This window comes from Kribbella sandramycini, from assembly GCF_013131805.1.
GTDB classification, from domain to species: Bacteria; Actinomycetota; Actinomycetes; order Propionibacteriales; family Kribbellaceae; genus Kribbella; species Kribbella sandramycini.
Genome location: NZ_JABJRC010000001.1, coordinates 1,033,623 through 1,052,201, shown reverse-complemented (window position 1 = coordinate 1,052,201; position 18,579 = coordinate 1,033,623). Strand labels below are relative to the sequence as shown.

The window sequence follows — 18,579 nt, the reverse complement described above, 5'->3', positions numbered from 1 at the left end:
GATTATGTACATGACTGCCTCCGCTGATTTCTGGTTCGACCCGGCCTGCCCCTGGGCCTGGATGACGTCCCGCTGGATGCTCGAGGTCGAGCAGGTCCGGGACGTGCAGACGACCTGGCATGTGATGAGCCTCGCCGTGCTGAACGAGGAGCGTGACGAGCACGACGCCAACTGGCACCGCAAACTCGGCATCACCCGGGTGCTGACCGCCGCCGAGCAGGCGCACGGCAACGAGGTCCTGCTGCCGCTCTACACCGCGCTCGGCAACCGCATCCACAACGAGCGCCGCGGCACCCAGTACGAGAACCTGCTGCCCGAGGCGCTCGCCGAGGCCGGGCTGCCGGCGTCGCTGATCGAGGCCGCGGACACCGATCGGTACGACGACGCCCTGCGGAAGTCGCATTTCGCCGGTCTCGACCAGGTCGGCATGGAGGTCGGCACGCCGATCATCTCGGTCGAGGGCTCGGCCTTCTTCGGTCCGGTAGTGACGCCGATCCCGCGGGGTGAGGCGGCAGGCAAACTCTGGGACGGCGTCCGCCTGGTGGCCGCCACCGACGGCTTCTTCGAGCTCAAGCGCAGCCGGGACCGGCGGCCGAGTTTCGACTGACGTGCACGCTCTGACCAGCAGCATTCGGTCCAGAGTTCAAGGCTTGAACTGAACACCCCGGGACGGTGAAGGTTGCTCACCAACGGGAATTCTTCAAGTGGTGAGTAGGTGTCACATGACGTTACGTGACGAGCGGCAGTCCGAGCTCGGAGTCGTCCCCGCCGGCGTGACCGCCGGTTTCGCCGTGTTCGACCGGCACACCGGCCGGTTCGTGCAACAGAGCGACGCCGATCATCGGTTTCGCTCCGCGTCGGTGGTGAAACTGCTGATCGTCCTCGACCTGCTCTGGGACCGCGGTCCGGCGTACGACGTCGACCCCGCGGACCGGAGCCGGCTCGAGGTGATGCTGCGCAGCAGTGACGACGATGCGGCGAGCTACTACTGGGACGACCGGGGCGGCGCCGCGATCGTCGACCGGATGGTGCGGCGGCTCGGCCTGACGCACACTGCGGGCCCGCCGCCCACTCATCCGGGTTTCTGGGGCTATGTGGCGATCACCGCGGCGGACACGGTCCGGATCTACCGCTACATCCTCGACCACGCTGCGCGCCCGGTGCGCGAGTTCGTGATGGAGCTGCTGCACGAACCGACCCGCTACGGGACGGACGGCTTCGACCAGTACTTCGGGATCGCCTCGGTCTTCGACCCTGATTTCAGCATCAAGCAGGGCTGGTCCGGCTTCCTCGGGTCCAGTGGCTTCGGCTCCGACCGGGCCAAGCCGCTGGACTGTGCGGTCGATCTGGTCAACGATGCGCTGCACACGACCGGGACCGTCGGGAAGAACGACCGCTGCATCGTGTCCGTCTACACGCTGCATCCGCGCGGCACGCAGTACGGAAAGGCCTACACCGATGTCACCCGGCTGACGCGGTCGCTCGACGTACCGGGTGCGGTGCGGACGACGGGGAGCTGGCTGACCACCACTGGGGTGGGAGTGCGGGTGCGGACGGCGCCGAACACGTCCTGCGGGATACTCGGCCAGCTGCCGGCCGGTGTCGAGGTTCTGGTCAGCGGGCAGCGTCAGGGCGAGTTCATCGACGCGCCGCCGCGATCCAGTGACTGGTGGGCGTATCTGCCCAAGTACGGCGGCTATGTGACCACTGTGTACGTCGGGTCGGGTGCACCCAAGCTGCCTGGCGTTCCGGTGTATCAGTAGATTGCACTCCATGCGAGTGCACATCGGCTCCGACCACGCCGGCTTCGAGCTCAAGAACCACCTGGTCCAGCACCTGACCGCCGCGGGACACGACGTCGTCGACCACGGCCCTGCCGTGTACGACGCGGTCGACGACTACCCGCCGTTCTGCCTGCGCGCCGGAGAGGGCGTGGCCGGTGACCCGGGCAGCCTCGGCGTCGTGATCGGCGGCTCCGGCAACGGCGAGCAGATCGCTGCGAACAAGGTGAAGGGCGTGCGGGCCGTACTGGCCTGGAGCACCGACACCGCGAAGCTGGGGCGCGAGCACAACAACGCGAACGTCGTCAGCGTCGGTGCGCGGATGCACTCGACCGAGGAGGCGACCGGGTTCGTGGAGACGTTCCTGGCCACCGACTACTCCGGCGAGGAGCGGCACACCCGCCGGATCGACATGCTGACCGCCTACGAGTCGACGGGCGAGCTGCCGCCGGTCTCCTGACCTTTCTTCGGGCCGGCCGTCTCTGGTGGGATCACTCCGCGGCGTCTGCCCGGCTCACGAGGCTGGGAGACGTCGCGGGCCCGCATCGACCGGCTGACGCCGACCACCGCCGGTGTGGCCGGACCGGACCGGCCCTTGGCCGGAGTGCCACCTGCAATCGCCATAAGAGGAATCATGCCTGAAGGACACACGCTGCACCGGCTGGCGAACGACGTCTGGGACGCGTTCGGCGGCCGACCGGTCCGGGCGTCCAGTCCGCAGGCCCGCTTCATCGAGGGCGCCGCCCTGCTCGACGGGCACGTCCTGCGGCTGACCGAGGCCCACGGCAAGCACTTCCTCGCCGACTTCGAAGGCGCGGGCTGGCTGCACATCCACCTCGGTCTGATCGGCAAGGTCACGTTCGGCGTCGCTCCGATCCCGGAGCCGGTCGGTGCGGTCCGGCTGCGGCTGCAGAACGACTCGGCGTACGCCGATCTGCGCGGTGCGACCGTGTGTGAGGTCATCACCGACGACGAGCGCGAGACGCTCATCTCCCGGCTCGGTCCGGACCCACTGCGCGACGACGCCGATCCGGAGCTGGCCTGGAAGCGGATCCACCGCAGCAAACTGCCGATCGGGCAGCTGCTGATGAACCAGGACGTGTTGAGTGGCGTGGGCAACGTCTACCGCGCCGAGGTGCTGTTCCGGGCCAAGCTGCACCCGATGACCCGCGGCCACCTGGTCAAGAAGCGCGAGTGGCAAGGAATGTGGGACGACCTGCTCGAGTTGATGAAGTACGGCGTCGAGACCGGCCGCATCGACACTGTTGCCGACGACCACACCCCGGAGGCGATGGGCCGCGATCCGCGCCAGGACGACCACGGCGGCGAGGTGTACGTCTACCGCCGGCAGGGGCAGCGCTGCTACGTCTGTCAGTCGGTGGTGCGGACCGAGATCCTGGCCGGGCGCAACCTTTTCTGGTGCCCCAAGTGTCAGCGCACCGGGCTCACCCGCAAGTAAATCTGAACAGTTATCAAGTTTTCTGGTGCGCGGACCATGGAGTGCCGTTATCTTCTTCACACCATGATCAGGAGCGGCGGTCGCGCGTTGGTGCATCGGGTCGGCCGCCGGGTCGTCGCGCTGGTCAGACGCGCCCGCCGCATCCATCCGCTGGCCTTCTTCGCGTTGCTGTCATGCTCGCTGGTTGTCGCTGCTGCGAGTGCTAGTTGGCCTATGCACGTCCCGGCGTCCGCGCTGGTCATTCCACTGCTGCTCGGCGGTTTGGTGCTCGGCTTCCGGCAGCTGGTCGTTCTGACGCTGCTGACGTTGATGATCGCGTCATTCGTCCTGGTGTCGCGTGACCAGCCCACTCCGACGACAGGCTTCGTGCTGGTGCTCGGTGTGGTCGGCTGGATCGTCATTGCGGGTGCAAAGGTGCGCAACCAGCTCGGTGTGCCCGGTACGCGTGGTGAGTCGATGCTGATGGAGCTGCGAGACACGCTGACCGCGCAGGGGGAGCTGCCGCCGTTGCCGGGTAGCTGGCGGGCCGAGGTGGCAATCCGCTCGGCCGGACGCTCGAAGTTCTCCGGGGACTTCGTGGTGTCGACGACGCGCGACCACATGCTCGAAGTCGCGCTGGTCGATGTCTCCGGCAAGGGAGTCGACGCAGGGACGCGCGCACTGCTGTTGTCCGGCGCGTTCGGTGGGCTGCTGGGCGTCGTGCCGGTAGAGGAGTTCCTGCCGTCGGCGAACCGCTACCTGCGTCGCCAGGACTGGGAGGACGACTTCGCGACCGTCGTCCATCTGGCCATCGACCTGCGGACCGGTGACTTCGCAGTCCGTACTGCTGGCCACCCGCCGGCGATCCAGTTCGACGCCTGGTCCGGGCGATGGCAGACACGTGATGCGGACGGGCCGCTGCTCGGCCTGATGGAGGCGCCGGAGTTCGAGCCCAACCACGGCGTACTGAAGCCGGGGGACGCGCTGTTCCTCTACAGCGACGGCATGGTCGAGACGCCGCTGCGCGACATCGGCCGCGGTACCGATCGGCTCGCTGGGCATGCGGAACGCCTGGTGGGACAGGGCTTCGAGGGCGGCGCCGACGTCCTGGTGAAGGCCGCCGGCGGGCCGGGGGACGACTCCGCGATTGTCATCGTGCACCGGCTCGGGCACGGGTGACCGCAGGTCCGCTGTAGCCTGCTGCGTCGTGACGTTCGATGAGCTGGTCGCGATCATGCCGGCCGAGATCCGCGAGGTCTTCCCGCCGCACCACTGGCAGCTGGAGAAGCTGTGGGCGCTGGACCTGAAGGTCGAGCCGGTCGAGGTCGCTGACCTGCTCTGGATGTTCGAGCTGCCGCTGTGGGAGCTCGACAGCGAGCGGTTCAAGGTGACGCCGAACCAGGTCGCCGAGACCCCGATGAACTTCCGCGCGCACTACCAGCGCGTGATGGACGCCGACCTCGAGCGCCCGATCAACCTGGTCGCCTACCGCGGCCGCCTGGTCGTCCTGGACGGCGTCCACCGCCTCCTCAAGGCCCACTTCCTCCGCCGCCGCTGGATCGAAGCCACCATCGCGACCGCCACCCAGCTGCAGTCGTGTGCACCTTGACATCTGGCTGAGGTGGTGATGGTGATGCGTCACTATTACGATGGATGACATGACAACCGACGAATACGTCCCGAGTACCTCCGACTTCGCGCGTGGCCATGTGGACCAGATCCTCGAGGCCGGCACCACCGACGTCGCCGACGTGATGGGCCTGAAGATCGTCGTGCTGACGATGCGCGGCGCGAAGTCCGGCAAGATCCGCAAGACCCCGGTGATGCGGGTCGAGCGCGACGGCGTGTACTGCGCGGTGGCGTCCCTCGGCGGCGCGCCGAAGAACCCGGTCTGGTACTACAACCTCAAGGCCGACCCGAACGTGACCGTCCAGGACGGCGACCAGACCTTCGAGCTGGTGGCGCGGGAGATCGACGGCGCGGAGTACGACGAGTGGTGGGAGCTGGCCGTCGCCGCGTACCCGCCCTACGAGGAGTACAAGACCAAGACGACGCGGAAGATGCCGTTCTTCCTGCTCGAGCCTGCTTCCTGAGGTCCGTGCCGGGCGCGGGCCCGCGACGGGTCCGCGCGCCGACGCGGCGTGTGTGAACAGCCGGTGACGAACACGGGACCTGCACTGTGAGACGCTGGCGGCGGCCGGGTTGAGTCGACTCGGCCCGGCGCGCTGCGTCGTCCGAGTTCTGGGAGTACGCCCTGACCACACACGACGCGGTGCGGGAGCCGTTCGTCGGGTCGACGCGGTTGCGTCTGGCCGGACTGGCGCTGCACGCCTATACCGCGAGCGGAACCGTGCTCGCGCTGCTGATCGTCATCGCCGCCATCGACGGCGACGCCGTCCGCGCCCTGTGGCTCGGCCTCGCGGCCCTGGTCATCGACGGGACCGACGGGATGCTCGCCCGCAAGCTGCGGGTCAAGGAGACCATCCCGTGGTTCGACGGCGCGATGCTCGACAACATCGTCGACTACCTGACCTACGCGTTCGCTCCGATCGTGCTGCTCTGGTCGGGCAACTACCTGCCGTCCGGCGCGTGGGGTGCCGTGCTGGCCGCGCTGCCGTTGCTGGCCTCCAGCTACCAGTTCTGTCGCACCGACGCCAAAACCGACGACCACTTCTTCCTGGGCTTCCCGAGCTACTGGAACGTCGTCGCCTTCTACGTCGTGATTCTGGGCCTCAGCCCGGCGACGACCGGCGTCATCCTGCTCATCTGCTCGGTGCTGGTCTTCGTCCCGGTCAAGTACGTCTACCCGTCGCGGACAAAGGCCTTCCGCCCGCTGAACCTGCTGACCACGGCGGTCTGGCTGGCGTCGTACGCCGTCCTGCTGGCCCAGATGCCGAATCCGCACCCGCTGGTGGTGGCGATCTCACTGGCCTATCTCGTGTACTACGGGGCGCTCAGTCTGTATCTGACGTTCTGGGTGCCGCGGCGCAAGGTTGCCTGACTTGTTCCTCGGCCTGAGTGCGGCGCTCGCTGCCGCGGTGCTGTTCGGAATCGCTGCGATCCTGCAGGCCGTCGGCTCCCGCAAGGTGCCCACAGAGTCGGAGCTGAACCCGCGGCGGTTCTTCAGCTTCGTTGTCGCGCTGCTGCGCCAGCCCGCCTTCCTGGGTGCGCTTGCGCTGCAGTTGGCCGGCTTCGTGCTGCACTTCGTCGCGCTGCGGTTGCTGCCGCTCTATCTGGCCCAGGCGGGGATCGCGGTCAGCCTGGTGGTCACCGCACTGCTCGCTACCCGGTTGATGTCCGACCAGCTCAGTCTGCTGGAGTGGTCGGCAGTCATTGCGGTCTGCGTCGGTCTGGGGCTGCTGGCGGTCGCAGCGGGGCATGCGGGTGCGAATGCGCCGCACCACGCGCTGACTGTCGGCATTGCTGTCGGTCTGGTCGCCATCGCCGTTCTGGGCGGTGTCGCCAGCCGCTCGCCAGGGGGTGCCTCCACAGCGATCCTGGGGCTGCTGGCCGGGCTCGGCTACGCCGGTGTGGCCATCTCGGCCCGGTTGCTCGACGACAGCTCGATCGGTGCGCTTCTGAGCAGCCCCTCGTCGTACACGCTGCCGCTCAGCGGCGCGCTCGCCTTCATCCTGTACTCGCTCGCGCTGCAGCGGGGCTCGGTCACTCTGGCGACGACTCCGATGATCGCGCTGCAGACGATCACACCGGCCGCCGTCGGGGTTTTCGTGCTGGACGACGCCGTCCGCGCGGGCTGGTGGCCGCTGGCTGTGCTTGGCTTCCTGCTGTCGGCGGCGGGGTCGCTGGTCCTGGTCCGGTTCGAGTCCGTCAAGGTGTGACTCAGGTCACTTTGCGGGATGTCGACTGTGTGGTGGCCCGGTCGACGCAGTGATGACAGCACTTCAGACTTGAGGAGTTTCCGATGCGTACCCTGATCACCACCGCGTTCGTTTCGCTCGACGGCGTCATCGAGGCCCCGGGCGGCGAGCCCGGTCACCGGAGCTCCGGCTGGACGTTCAAGGATCTCGACTTCGTCGAGGCGGCGTACGAGCTCAAGGGCCGCGAGCAGGACGAGGCGACCGCGATGCTGATCGGCCGGGTCAGCTACGAGTCGTTCGCCCCGGTCTGGCCGCAGCTGGCGGACTTCCCGAAGTACAACGCGATGCCGAAGTACGTCGTCTCCAGCACGCTGCAGGAGGCCGACCTGGTCGACAACTGGGGTGACATCACCATCCTGCGGACGCTGGACGACGTCGCGGCGCTGAAGGAGACCGAGGGCGGCCCGATCAGCATCCACGGCAGCGCCACCCTGAACCGCAGCCTGGCCGACGCCGGCCTGATCGACCGCTACAGCCTGCTCGTCTTCCCGCTGCTGCTGGGCGCCGGCAAGCGGCTCTTCAGCGACTCCGACAAGGACAAGCAGCTGCTGAAGGTCGTCGAGAGCGAGACCTACGCCAACGGCATCCAGAAGCTCGTCTACGACGTCCAGCGCTAGCGTTTGGGCCACTTCCACGGCGGCTCGTCGAGCGGTCCCTGCCCGGCGATCGTCGTGGCGCCGCGGTCCTTGACCAGCTCGATCGTGTGCAGGTCGTCGAGTGCGTCGAGCGCGGCCAGGAACGGGCGGGAGTGCGTCACCAGGATCACCTGCGTCGTCTTGGCGGCCGTCACCACGAGGTTCGCCAAGGCGGGCAGTAGATCCGGGTGCAGACTCGTCTCGGGCTCGTTCAGTACGAGCAGCTCCGGCGGCCGCGGCGTCAGCAGGGCGGCTACCCACAGCAGGTAGCGCAGTGTCCCGTCCGACAGCTCTGCGCCGGACAGCGGCCGCAGCAGGCCGTGCTGGTGGAAGGCGATCTCGAAACGGCCGGCGTGGTCGTTGATGGCGACCTGACTGCCAGGGAACGCTTGGTCGATCGCCTCGGCGACAGCGCCGTTCGGGCCAATTTCATTGATGGTTTGCAGAGCCGCGGCCAGGTCGGCGCCTTCGGGGCCGAGGATCGGTGTCCGCGTACCAAGGTGGGCCTGCCGGGCTGGGGCGTCGGCGTCCGTTCGGAGGTGGTCGTAGAACCGCCAGGCGCGCATCCGCTCCCGGACGAGCAGTAGCTCCGGCGCTCGCTGCGGATCGGCGAACTGGCTGAGCATGCTGTCGAAAGTCTGCAGCTCTTGCCCGGCCTGCTCCCACTGACCGCTCGACGCCCGGATCCGCACTTGGCTGTTGCTCCGCTCGACCAAGAGGGACGCCGGACGCAGGAAAGGCCCTGACCACAGCGCTTCACGTTTGATCTCCGGATCGCGCCCGAACATGCTGTGGCTGGGCATCGGCAGTCCGAGATCCATCAGATAGCCGTAGTCGTCGCTGGCGAAGCCCATCCGCAGGGAGACCGGCCCCATCCGCGTCGTGCCCTGCACGGGCCGGTCGTGCCGGACGAACTCCGGCCCGGCCCAGAGTGTCGAGTCGAGCCCGCCCTCGCGGGCCAGCGCGGCCACAGCGCCGTTCCGCGACGCATCTGCGAGCAGACGAAGCGCTCGGTAGAGGCTGGACTTTCCGGTGCCGTTCGCGCCGGTGACGACGTTCAGCCGGCGCAGCGGCACGATAACTCGTCGCAGCGACCGGTACCCCTCGACTGCCAGCGCGTTCAACATCCTGCCAACGTACCGACCCCCTCCGACAACCTCTGGTGAGGCGTCGAAGGGGGCCGGTTGCGGCAAGCGTCAGGCCAGGGACTCTTCCCAGGCCCGGTGGAGGCCGGCGTAGTGGCCTCCGCTCCCGGTCAGGACGTCGGGCGGACCGTCTTCGAGAATCTGCCCGTGTTCGAGGACGAGCACCCGGTCCGCGGTCTCGACGGTGGAGAGGCGGTGGGCGATCACGATGGCCGTGCGGTCCGCGAGGATGGTGCGGAGCGCCCGCTGGATGAGGCGTTCGCTGGGGATGTCCAGGCTGGAGGTCGCCTCGTCCAGGATGAGTACGGCGGGGTCGGCCAGGAAGGCCCTGGCGAACGCGACGAGCTGGCGCTGACCGGCGGACAGCCGGCTGCCGCGCTTCTCGACCTGGGTTTCGTAGCCGTTCGGCAGTGCGGTGATGAAGTCGTGCGCGCCGATCACCTTCGCGGCCTCGACCACCTCGTCGAGGGTCGCGCTCGGTTTGCCGAACCGGATGTTGTCCGCGACCGAGCCGGTGAACAGGAAGTTCTCCTGGGTCACCATCACGACCCGCTCGCGCAGGTCGTCCTCGCTGAGGTCACGCAGGTCCTGACCGTCGAGCAGCACGCGCCCGCCGGTCGGATCGTAGAAACGCGACACCAGTTTGGCGATGGTCGTCTTGCCGGCGCCCGTCGTACCGACCAGTGCCAGCGTCTGACCCGCCGGCACGTCCAGATCGAGGCCGGGCAGCACTGTGACGCCGTCGACGTACTGGAAGCGCACTCCGCGCAGCTCGAGGTGCCCACGCGAGCTGGCGGGCTGGACCGGCTTGGCCGGCTCCGGAACGTCCGGCTCCTCGTTCAGCACGCCGGACAGCTTCTCCAGCGCGGCGCTGGCGGACAGGAAGGTGTTGTAGAACTGCGAGATCTCCTGCAGCGGCTCGAAGAACTGCCGCAGGTACAGCAGGAACGCCGCGAGGACGCCGACGGTCACATGACCGTGGTAGGCCTGGTAGCCGCCGTACGCGAGGATGGCCACGATCGTGATGTTGCCGACGCCCTTGATCGACGGCATGAAGATCGCGTTCAGCCGGAACGACTCGTAGTTCGCCTCGCGGTACTGGTCGTTGACGCCGTGGAAGATCTCCTCGTTGCGCGGCTCGCGACGGAACGCCTGCACCGCGCGGATCCCGGTCATCGACTCGACGAAGTGCACGATGACGAGGACGACGGCCTCGCGCGTCCGCCGGTAGACCACGGCCGAGCGGCGCCGGAACCACGCCGTCAGCAGGAGCAGCACCGGGAAGGACAGCAACGCGATCAGACCGAGTTCGAGGTCCAGAACGAGCAGCAGGATCGATGTGCCGAGCAGAGTGAGCACGGCGGTCACCAAACCGTCGAAACCCGTTGCGAGCATTTCGTCGATGACTGCGACGTCGGACGTCAGCCGGGAGATCACCCGGCCTGACGTGTACTTGTCGTGGAAGGCCGGGCTCAGCCGCTGGAAGTGGTCGAAGACGCGGCGCCGGAGGCCGAGCAGGATCGTCTGCCCGAGCCGGCCGGACCGCATCAGGAACAGCTGCCTGGTGAACGCCTGCAGCAGCGCGCTGACCAGAACCGCGATCACGACGGTGATCAGGACCTGTGGGCCCTCACCGGCCAGAATCGGCGGGATGCCGTTGTCGATGCCGAGGTGGACCAGATACGGCACGGCCAGCCGCGCTGCGTTCTCCACGACGACGATGACGACCAGAAGCCAGATGAGCTTCTTGTAGGGCCGCAGCAGCTCGCCGAGCAACTTGCGGGAGTCCTCCTTGAGGCGGACGGTCGTTGCCTTAGACAACTCCGCGGTGCCCTCGTCCTCGTAGACGCCGCGCCAGGACTGCTCGGAATCGTCCTGCTGAGGAGGTGTCTGCTGGGTCGTCGTCATGCGTGCACCTCCTCTTCTTCCGCCGCAAGCAAGTGCCGGTACGCCGGAACCGTCGCTAGCAGCTCTTGATGGGTTCCGACGTGGGTGATCGTGCCGCCCTGCAGCAAGGCCACCTGGTCGGCCAGCATCACCGTCGACGCACGGTGCGCGACGACGATGCCGGTCGTCTCGGAGAGCACGCTGCGCAGCGCCTCCTCGACCAGCGCCTCGGTGTGCACGTCCAGCGCCGACAGGGTGTCGTCGAGGACCAGAATCGCCGGCCGGGCCAGCACTGCCCGGGCCAGCGCGAGCCGCTGGCGCTGGCCACCGGACAGCGACATACCCTGCTCGCCGACGCGGGTCTCCAGCCCCCACGGCAGATCGTTGGCGAACTCGGCCTGCGCCACCTGCAGCGCCTGCTGGATGTCTGCGTCGGTCGCCTCCGGGCGGCCGAGGGTGAGGTTCTCCCGGACGCTCATCGAGAACAGCGTCGGGTCGTCGAACGCCGACGCGACAGCTGTCCGCAGTGAGTTCAGGCTGAGCTCCCGGACGTCGTGCCCGTCGATGGTGATCCGGCCGGCGGTGACGTCGTACAGGCGGGGGACCAGCGCGGTCAGCGTGGTCTTGCCGGAACCGGTGGCGCCGACCAGCGCCAGCGTCGTGCCGGGGGTGAGGTCGAGGTTGATGTCGTGCAGGATCTCGGTGGAGTCGTCCGAGAAGGCGAAGCCGACGTGCTCGAAGCGCAGGTGCCCCCGCGCGTTCGTCAGCTCGACCGGACCGGACTTGATCACCGAGTGGGTGTCGAGGATCTCGCTGATCCGATCCGCCGCGGTCATCGCCTCCTGGGACATGGCGAGGATGGCGCCGAGGGAGGTGACCGGCCAGACCAGCGACAGCATCAGCGTGATGAAGGCGACCAGCGTGCCGAGGGTGACCGCCTCCCGGCCGACGGCGAGCGCGCCGAGCAGCAGCACGATCACCAGCGTCAGGTTCGGGATGACGCCGAGGAAGCTCCAGAACCGGGACGCGAGCCGGACCTTCTCCACCTCGGTGGTGTAGAGCTTGATCGCCTCGTCGTCGAACTGCCCCTGGACGTGCGCGCGGCGGCCGAACGCCTTCACGACCCGGAAGCCGAGCGCGGACTCCTCGATCCGGGTGGCCAGGTCGCCCTGCTGGTCCTGCACCTCGCGGGAGATCAGCAGGTACTTCTTCTCGAACCGCAGCGACAGCCAGACGATCGGCACCGCCGCCGCCAGGACGACGACGCCGAGCGGCCAGTAGAGCCGCAGCAGCAGGATCGTGACCACGATCAGCTGCAGGATGTTCATCACCAGGAACAGCAGGCCGAAGCCCATGAACCGGCGAATCGTGGACAGGTCGGTGGTGACGCGGGAGAGCAGCTGACCGCTCTGCCAGCGGGTGTGGAACTCCATCGGCAGCGACTGCAGCCGGACGTAGAGGTCGTGCCGGAGCGAGGCCTCCAGGTCGCTGACGGTGCGGGACTGGGCCATCCGGCGGACCCAGACCAGCAGGACCTCGGCGACGCTGAGGCCGAGGGCCAGGAAGGCGAGCGGGACCAGCAGGTCGAGCTCGCGGCGGGTGACGGGGCCGTCGATGATGGCCCGGGTGACCAGGGGGACCGAGAGGCTGACTCCGACGCCCAGCATGGCGGTCGAGAACATCAGCACCAGCCGCCCGCGGTGCGGCCTCAGGTAGGGCCGGAGCCGCCACAGGTTGCGGCTGCGTTCGGGCGCTCGGGGGGACGGATCGGCAATCGAGGGAGCAGGGATCGGGGGAGCTTGGGCAGGCTGCTCTGAGGGCATCTGGACGGGCGCACTTCCCATCATCAATCGGCACGAGGGGTCGCGACCGGAAATCGGCGCACTTTCCAGTATCGCTGAACAGGTAAGCGCTTGTCGTCCGTTTTCCATTCCCGGTGGATGAATTACCACTGGTTGCAATAGGCCCGGATCCCGCTCAGGCGGTGACCGGGGTCACAGTCATTACGAACCGCGATAGATCGGCGGCTCGATTGCCACTTCGTGCAATTTCGCGGGCACACCGCGCGTCGTCCGCGCTGCGCTCGCGGCGAACAGCTGTAGTCGGCGGGTGGCTCGGGGTGACAGGTTGCTCGGCATGGTCTGGGTGCCGCGGGGCGAGTTCGGCAAGCTGTGGGTCGGGCAGCTGGTCTCGATGGTCGGCAGCTCGATCACGTCGGTCGCGCTGCCGCTGGTCGCGGTGGTGACGCTGCAGGCGGCGCCGTGGGAGATGGGCTTGCTGTCGGCGTTGACCGTCCTGCCGCATCTGGTGTTCGGGCTGCCCGCCGGCCTGGTGGCCAGGCGATGGTCGCTGCGCTGGTTGCTCGTGGTGGGTGACGTCGGCCGCGCTGTGGTGCTGGGGTCGATTCCGGCGGCCGCTGTGCTCGGCGTACTCGACATGTGGCAGCTGTACGCCGTCGCCGTGCTCACCGGCGTGTTGACGCTGCTGGCCGACACGGCGTCACAGACGCTCACTCCGGCGCTGGTCCAGCGCACGGACCTGATGCGGGCGAACAGCGCCCTGATGCTCAACGCGAACGTCGCCTCGACAGTGGGCCCGTCCGCGGCCGGGCTGTTGGTCCAACTGGCCACTGCGCCGTTTGCGATCCTTTTCGACGCGGCGTCGTACGTCGTCTCGGCGGTCGCGTCGTACCGCCTCCGTGAGCCCGGCCGGACACCGACCGTCGACACAGAACGCGTCCGTCTCACCACCGGCCTCCGCGTCCTCTTCGGCGACCGCCTCCTCGGGCCGCTCGCCGTCTCCGCAACCCTGGGCGCGCTGTTCGGCGCGATGCAAGGCCCGCTGGTCGTCCTCTACCTGGTCCGGGAGCTGCACTGGAGCCCGGCGTACGTCGGCGTCGCCCTGACCACCTCAGGCGTAGCAGCCGTCGTGGGCACCCTCCTGGCCCCCGCCTGGTCCCGAAGAGTAGGCATCGGCCCCAGCTACCTCTCCGGCCAGTTCCTCGCCGCCCTCTCCGGTGCCGCCCTGGCCACCGCCCTGACCCCCGTCATCTACCTCGGTAAAGCCGTCTCCGGCCTAGGCATGGCCCTCTACGGCGTCCCCCAACGAACGCTCCGCCAATCCCTCATCCCCACCCACCACCTAGCCCAATGCACCGCCACCTGGCGCACCCTCGTCATCGGCGGCCAAGCCCTAGGCGCCGCCCTGGCCGGCCTCCTCGCGACCACCCTCGGCCTCCGCCCCACCCTCCTCCTAGCCACCCTGGGCACCCTCACCGCCGTCCTAGTAGCAGCACTCTCCCCCCTCCGCCGAACCATCCACCTCCCCTGAGCCAAACTGCCGACATGCTGAAAGACGAGCTGCTAGGCGCCTTGCGGGGGCGGCGGTTGGTGGTGGTGGGGGCGTTGGAGGGGTTGTCGGAGTATGACCGGCGGCGGCCGATGGTGCCTAGTGGGACGAATCTGTTGGGGTTGGTGAAGCACCTGGCGGGGTTGGAGTTCGGGTATTTGGGGGAGGCGTTCGGGCGGCCGCCGGTTGAGCGTCCGTCGTGGTTTCGGGACGACCCGTACGACGAGATCGACCTGTGGGCTACGCCGGACGAGGCGAGTGACTACATCGTCGGGATGTACCGGCAGGCTTGGGCGCACGCCGATGCGACTGTTGAGCTGCTGGAGCTCAGCAGTCCGGGGTGGGTTGCGCACTGGGAGCAGCACGAGACGACTATGGGGGAGCTGCTGGTCCGGATGCTCAGTGAGACCGCCCAGCACGCCGGCCACGCCACCGTGATCAGGCGGCTGATCGACGGGGGTTGTTAGATCGGGTCGGCGATTGAGCCGCCTTCGGTCCAGGTCAGGTCGGCGAGGATGCGGGTGACGGTGGTGTCGATGGTGCTGTCGAGGTCGATGATTTGTTCGTTGGGGACGCCTAGTAGGTCTTGTGGTTGGTACCAGCCGCGCATTTGTTCTGTGGTGACTTCGTTGGCGAGGGCGCGGGTCGAGTGGCGTTTGATGGTTTCTTCGAAGGGGAGCTGGAAGTAGTAGACGCCGGTGACGCCGCGGTGGTCTGCGAGCAGTTGACGGACCATGGCGCCGTACGTCGGCTCGTAGAGGATGCCTTCGAGGACTACGTGGTAGCCCTGGTCGAGGGCGTAGCGGACGGTGAGGTCGATCAGGCCGATGTTGGGCTGGTTCGGGCGGTCGTGCTCGCGGAGGAGCGTTCGCCTCAGGTAGTCCTGCTCCACCCAGGCGACGCCGTAGCCGAGGCGTTCGCGGATGGCTCGGGCTGTGCTGCTCTTTCCGGAGCCGGAGTTGCCGCGTACGACTACCAACCGACTGTCTACCGTCCCGATCCGCGCCATCGGCAGAACCTACTCGACGCGGAAGACCGGGCCGCGTGGGGTGAAGGGCAGCGTGGCGGAGTGGGGGAGGAGCCAGGCGTGTTCGCGGCGGACGCGGACGACGTCGCACTGGCCGTCGGTGATCAGCAGAATGGGCCCGGTGGCAGGGAAGTCGTCGGCGCGTTCGAGTAGGTCGACGCCCGGCTGCAAGACGGTGCCGCCGCGGCCGCGTACCTGGACGCGGCCGGCGATGTCGTCGACCGGGACGTAGCCGGCGTCGTACGCGTACGCGTCGCAGTAGATGACCCGCGCAGCAGGGACGTCGCGGGCCCGGGAGTACGACGCGATCGCACCGAGGGCCTTGCCGAGCAGCTCCCGGTTCATCGAGCCGGAGGTGTCGAGAACGACGCCGTACGTCGGGAGTTGCTCCAGCTCCAGAGGTCGAATCCAGCCGGGGCGGGGGATGTCTGGCGTACCGGCCTGGCGGCGGGAGGCGCGGGCGTACGTACGGCGGCGCTCCACGGCTGGAACATGCTCTTCGAACCAGCGGGCGAGCTGGGCGTCCCAGCTGAGCGGTGGGTGGTCGAGCGCCCGGATCTCCTCGACCAGGCCCGCAGGGAGCGTGCCACGGGAGGCGTCGTGGTAGGCGAGCCCAGTGCTCAACGCGCGCCGGTAGATGTCGTCCAGCCCGGCAGCACGGGCAGACTCGCCGGAGTGCGGCAGCGGATGCCCCAGTACGTCGCCCAGTCCGGTGCCGCGCAGCGTCGCGAGTTTCCGGTACCGACGAAGGTCTGTGGCGATGCGGTCGTACACCTCCTCGGCGGACATGCCTTTGAGGGAGGCGTCGTACAGAGCGCCGTCCGGCATACTCCCGACGCCCATCTCCAGCAACCAACCGTTGATCACCAGATCGGCCGCGACATTCCACAGGTACGGATCACGCCCACCAACTCGCTCGCCATGTCGCAGCGCGGCGTGCAGCATCTCGTGCGCCATCACGAACCGCCACTCGTGCTGCGTGAGCACAGTGAGCGGGTTGACGTAGATCTCACCCGCAGCAGCGTTCACCGCGGCCACACTGATCTCCCAGCCGCGTGCCAGCTCCGCCTCGGCCACGACCTTCATCGTCGAAGCAACAGCGCCCAGCAAGGGGTACGACGATACGAACCAACCCAGCGCGAGATCCCACGAGTTCCGACCGCGCCTCGAATCCGACAGCGACGACCGTGCGCCACCAGCGACGTCCACCGCCGCAGCGGCCGCATCGGACAGCCCGGCTGCGAACAGTGCACTCCAGTCCGGCGGCTTGCCCCATCCGTTCCACCGCTCAATCAGTACGTCGGACTGCGCACCGGCAACGCCGAGACCGTCGTACTCGAGCGGTACGCCGCTAGCCCGCCACCGCCGGGCCAGCGTGTCCTCCTCAACCCCAGGAAACGTCGGCGGCAGCTCCACGACCGGTGTGCCCAGTTTGAGCGACTGCAGGAAGTGGTTGACCGCAGTGTCGTACGCGGCCGCCGCAGCGTGGTCAGCAGCCGGCTGATCGCGCGCTGCATGACCCAGACCGAGGTGAATGAGCAGATGCGCGAAGACCCAGCTCCACTCGGACGGCGTCGCCCGGCGGCTCGGATGCGTGCGGATCGACCCGTTCGAATTGATCGTGGCCCAGCCGTCACGGGGGACCGAGTTGTCGCGCACCGGCCCCTGCAGCCGATTGACCATCGGCGCGAACAGTGGATGCCGGCTGACGGTGGCCCACCCGGCGATGGTCGCCTCCCACGCCGGGTCCTTCCGGGACTTGCGCCGGTCAGGCACGCGCAGCGACCAGCCGCGGCAGATCCCGGCTGACCTCGACCAGGAACCACGTCGGCAGCACCGGCCGGCCGTCGTCGTCCGATGCGATCACCAACTGGGCCACCTCCAGCGAGATGGCGGCCAGCTCGACGAGCAGCGCCTTGCCGCGGTGGGCGAGCTGACGCGCGGCCGGGCTCGCCGAGTTCTTGTCCGCGGCCAGCTCCTTCACGAGCCGGGCCCGGAACGTCTCGGCCAGGAAGTAGAGCAGGTCGCGATCCTCGGGCGCGCTCGGCCAGCCGGCCTCGCCCTTCAGAACGGCGTCCAGCCCGAACGCGTTGCGGACCGTCTTCACGAAGGCGCGGAACGTGGACGCGTGCGCGGGGGACAGGGTGCCGAAGGCAAGCACCCGGAGCATGTCGTCGGTGATGTCGTCGCCGTACGAGTGCAGGGCGTCGGACAGCATGTGCCAGCTGCGCGGCGTCGAGAACGGCTCCTCGATCTTCGGCGGCGCCGTCCACAGGTGGTCCGGCCGGTTGCGCAGGTAGTCCAGCACCCAGGGGTGGATCCCCGCCGTGCCGGCCCACTGCAGCCAGTCGCTCGCCGACGCCCGCAGGTGCACGTGGACGAGCCGGTTCACCAGGGCGCTCGCCATCGGCCGCGCCAGGGCGTTGTCGGTGGCCCGGTTCCCCGCGCCGATCACCACCGAGCCGGCCGGCAGCTCGTACTCACCGATCCGCCGGTCCAGAATCAGGGAGTAGAACGCCTTCTGCACCTCGGCCGACGACGCGTTCAGCTCGTCCAGGAACAAGCAGTACGGCTCGTCCCGCGCGATCGCCACCGGCGGCGCGAACCGGCTCCGGCCGTCGACGATCTGCGGCACCCCGATCAGATCCTCCGGCGCCAGCTGCGTCCCCAGCAACGTCACGCACTCGAGCCCCAGCGACTCCGCGAACGCGCGCACCAGGCTGCTCTTCCCGATCCCCGGGGCGCCCCACAAGAACACCGGCCGCACCACGGCCACCTGCAACAAAACCCCCGGCAACTCACCCGCCGAGACCGAAATCCCCGCCCGCATCCATCCCTCTCGTCGACTCTCCCAGCCAACGATCCCCCGCCCCACCCCCGCTGTCACCCGAATAAACAGCCCAGCCGCTAAACAGCCCAGCCGCCCCCCGACCCAGCCCACCTGCCCCCCGACCCAGCCCAGCTGCCCCCCGACCCAGCCCAGCCGCCTACCCGACCCACGCCAGGGGGTGCGGGTGGCAAAGCCCCCGCCCGCGCCGAGCGAAGCGACGGCGCACAACAGAAGAGGGCGAGACCGCCTGCGCTTTCCGCAGGCACACCTCGCCCTCGCCCGAGCGGGTGACGAGAATCGAACTCGCGTAGTCAGTTTGGAAGACTGGGGCTCTACCATTGAGCTACACCCGCGTGCGTCCGTTGTAACGGGCGCACGGACATGATTCCACAGACTCGGGGCCGGGCTCAAACCGGTTCGGGGTGGGGGGTGGCGCGAGCAGTGCCGCGGGTGGACTAGACTCGGGCGGTCACTGCGGGGCGTAGCGTAGTGGCTAGCGCGCCTGCTTTGGGAGCAGGAGACCGCAGGTTCGAGTCCTGTCGCCCCGACAAACCCCCTGCAGCACCGCTGCGGTGCGGGCTGTCCGCCGCGCCGGCTATGTCATTCAGAT

At 68.4% G+C, this 18,579-nt stretch carries 19 protein-coding genes and 2 tRNA genes; 13 read left to right on the top strand and 8 right to left on the bottom strand.

Annotated elements, in window-relative coordinates; translation table 11 throughout:
- Positions 1 to 10 precede the first annotated feature (10 nt).
- The 3 genes from HPO96_RS04570 to HPO96_RS04560 all read left to right on the top strand — a co-directional run bounded on the left by HPO96_RS04570 (position 11) and on the right by HPO96_RS04560 (position 2,241).
- Positions 11 to 607, top strand: coding sequence for a mycothiol-dependent nitroreductase Rv2466c family protein (locus tag HPO96_RS04570; RefSeq protein WP_171671239.1), 597 nt, complete (start codon positions 11 to 13; stop codon positions 605 to 607).
- A 115-nt stretch (positions 608 to 722) separates the two neighbouring features.
- Complete coding sequence (locus HPO96_RS04565) at positions 723 to 1,763, top strand: SH3 domain-containing protein (protein WP_171671237.1); 1,041 nt, start codon at positions 723 to 725, stop codon at positions 1,761 to 1,763.
- 10 nt (positions 1,764 to 1,773) lie between these two features.
- Positions 1,774 to 2,241 carry a ribose-5-phosphate isomerase gene (locus HPO96_RS04560; RefSeq protein WP_171671235.1) on the top strand — a complete coding sequence of 156 codons (468 nt, stop codon included), beginning with the start codon at positions 1,774 to 1,776 and terminating at the stop codon, positions 2,239 to 2,241.
- On the opposite strand, the gene HPO96_RS04555 is transcribed toward HPO96_RS04560, so the two are convergent.
- Positions 2,205 to 2,405 carry a hypothetical protein gene (locus tag HPO96_RS04555; protein WP_171671234.1) on the bottom strand — a complete coding sequence of 67 codons (201 nt, stop codon included), beginning with the start codon at positions 2,403 to 2,405 and terminating at the stop codon, positions 2,205 to 2,207. The genes HPO96_RS04560 and HPO96_RS04555 overlap by 37 nt on opposite strands.
- A 10-nt stretch (positions 2,406 to 2,415) precedes the next feature.
- Between HPO96_RS04555 and HPO96_RS04550 the strand changes: the two genes are divergently transcribed.
- From HPO96_RS04550 to HPO96_RS04520, 7 genes are all read left to right on the top strand, one after another.
- Positions 2,416 to 3,240: an Fpg/Nei family DNA glycosylase gene (locus HPO96_RS04550; protein WP_171671232.1), complete on the top strand. Its 825-nt coding sequence runs from the start codon at positions 2,416 to 2,418 to the stop codon at positions 3,238 to 3,240.
- Between the two features lie 63 nt (positions 3,241 to 3,303).
- Positions 3,304 to 4,398 (top strand): PP2C family protein-serine/threonine phosphatase, encoded by a 1,095-nt coding sequence (locus HPO96_RS04545; RefSeq protein ID WP_171671231.1) that lies wholly within the window; start codon positions 3,304 to 3,306, stop codon positions 4,396 to 4,398.
- 28 nt (positions 4,399 to 4,426) lie between these two features.
- Positions 4,427 to 4,828, top strand: a complete 402-nt coding sequence (locus tag HPO96_RS04540) for a hypothetical protein (protein WP_171671229.1) — start codon at positions 4,427 to 4,429, stop codon at positions 4,826 to 4,828.
- Positions 4,829 to 4,877: 49 nt separating this feature from the next.
- Complete coding sequence (locus tag HPO96_RS04535) at positions 4,878 to 5,312, top strand: nitroreductase family deazaflavin-dependent oxidoreductase (protein ID WP_171671228.1); 435 nt, start codon at positions 4,878 to 4,880, stop codon at positions 5,310 to 5,312.
- Positions 5,313 to 5,491: 179 nt separating this feature from the next.
- A complete protein-coding gene (locus HPO96_RS04530; RefSeq protein ID WP_171671226.1) occupies positions 5,492 to 6,220 on the top strand; it encodes a CDP-alcohol phosphatidyltransferase family protein in 729 nt (242 codons plus the stop codon).
- The gene (locus HPO96_RS04525; RefSeq protein WP_238354695.1) at positions 6,213 to 7,058 is read left to right on the top strand and encodes a hypothetical protein; all 846 of its coding nucleotides are present in this window, start codon (positions 6,213 to 6,215) and stop codon (positions 7,056 to 7,058) included. Before HPO96_RS04530 ends, HPO96_RS04525 begins: the two co-directional genes overlap by 8 nt.
- An 83-nt stretch (positions 7,059 to 7,141) precedes the next feature.
- Positions 7,142 to 7,714, top strand: a complete 573-nt coding sequence (locus HPO96_RS04520; protein ID WP_171671225.1) for a dihydrofolate reductase family protein — start codon at positions 7,142 to 7,144, stop codon at positions 7,712 to 7,714.
- On the opposite strand, the gene HPO96_RS04515 is transcribed toward HPO96_RS04520, so the two are convergent.
- The 3 genes from HPO96_RS04515 to HPO96_RS04505 form a co-directional block, all read right to left on the bottom strand.
- Positions 7,711 to 8,859, bottom strand: a complete 1,149-nt coding sequence (locus tag HPO96_RS04515) for an AAA family ATPase (protein ID WP_171671223.1) — start codon at positions 8,857 to 8,859, stop codon at positions 7,711 to 7,713. The two genes, HPO96_RS04520 and HPO96_RS04515, sit on opposite strands and share 4 nt — an antisense overlap.
- A gap of 69 nt (positions 8,860 to 8,928) precedes the next feature.
- On the bottom strand, positions 8,929 to 10,785 hold the full coding sequence (locus HPO96_RS04510) for an ABC transporter ATP-binding protein (RefSeq protein WP_171671221.1): 1,857 nt from the start codon (positions 10,783 to 10,785) through the stop codon (positions 8,929 to 8,931).
- Entirely contained in the window at positions 10,782 to 12,446 is a 1,665-nt protein-coding gene (locus tag HPO96_RS04505) for an ABC transporter ATP-binding protein (protein ID WP_238354694.1), read from the bottom strand. The genes HPO96_RS04510 and HPO96_RS04505 overlap by 4 nt, the downstream gene beginning before the upstream one ends.
- Positions 12,447 to 12,900: 454 nt before the next feature.
- On the opposite strand from HPO96_RS04505, the gene HPO96_RS04500 reads away from it, so the two are divergent.
- Both HPO96_RS04500 and HPO96_RS04495 read left to right on the top strand, forming a co-directional pair.
- Complete coding sequence (locus tag HPO96_RS04500) at positions 12,901 to 14,094, top strand: MFS transporter (protein ID WP_171671218.1); 1,194 nt, start codon at positions 12,901 to 12,903, stop codon at positions 14,092 to 14,094.
- Between the two features lie 14 nt (positions 14,095 to 14,108).
- On the top strand, positions 14,109 to 14,579 hold the full coding sequence (locus HPO96_RS04495; protein WP_171671216.1) for a DinB family protein: 471 nt from the start codon (positions 14,109 to 14,111) through the stop codon (positions 14,577 to 14,579).
- On the opposite strand, the gene HPO96_RS04490 is transcribed toward HPO96_RS04495, so the two are convergent.
- From HPO96_RS04490 to HPO96_RS04475, 4 genes are all read right to left on the bottom strand, one after another.
- Positions 14,576 to 15,121: an AAA family ATPase gene (locus HPO96_RS04490; protein WP_171671215.1), complete on the bottom strand. Its 546-nt coding sequence runs from the start codon at positions 15,119 to 15,121 to the stop codon at positions 14,576 to 14,578. The genes HPO96_RS04495 and HPO96_RS04490 overlap by 4 nt on opposite strands.
- A 9-nt stretch (positions 15,122 to 15,130) precedes the next feature.
- Complete coding sequence (locus tag HPO96_RS38930; protein WP_420371458.1) at positions 15,131 to 16,348, bottom strand: vWA domain-containing protein; 1,218 nt, start codon at positions 16,346 to 16,348, stop codon at positions 15,131 to 15,133.
- A gap of 559 nt (positions 16,349 to 16,907) precedes the next feature.
- Positions 16,908 to 17,969, bottom strand: coding sequence for an AAA family ATPase (locus tag HPO96_RS04480; RefSeq protein ID WP_171671213.1), 1,062 nt, complete (start codon positions 17,967 to 17,969; stop codon positions 16,908 to 16,910).
- Between the two features lie 282 nt (positions 17,970 to 18,251).
- Positions 18,252 to 18,322 (bottom strand) — tRNA-Gly (locus tag HPO96_RS04475).
- Positions 18,323 to 18,444: 122 nt separating this feature from the next.
- Between HPO96_RS04475 and HPO96_RS04470 the strand changes: the two genes are divergently transcribed.
- A tRNA-Pro gene (locus tag HPO96_RS04470) sits at positions 18,445 to 18,517 on the top strand.
- The last annotated feature ends 62 nt before the right edge of the window (positions 18,518 to 18,579 follow it).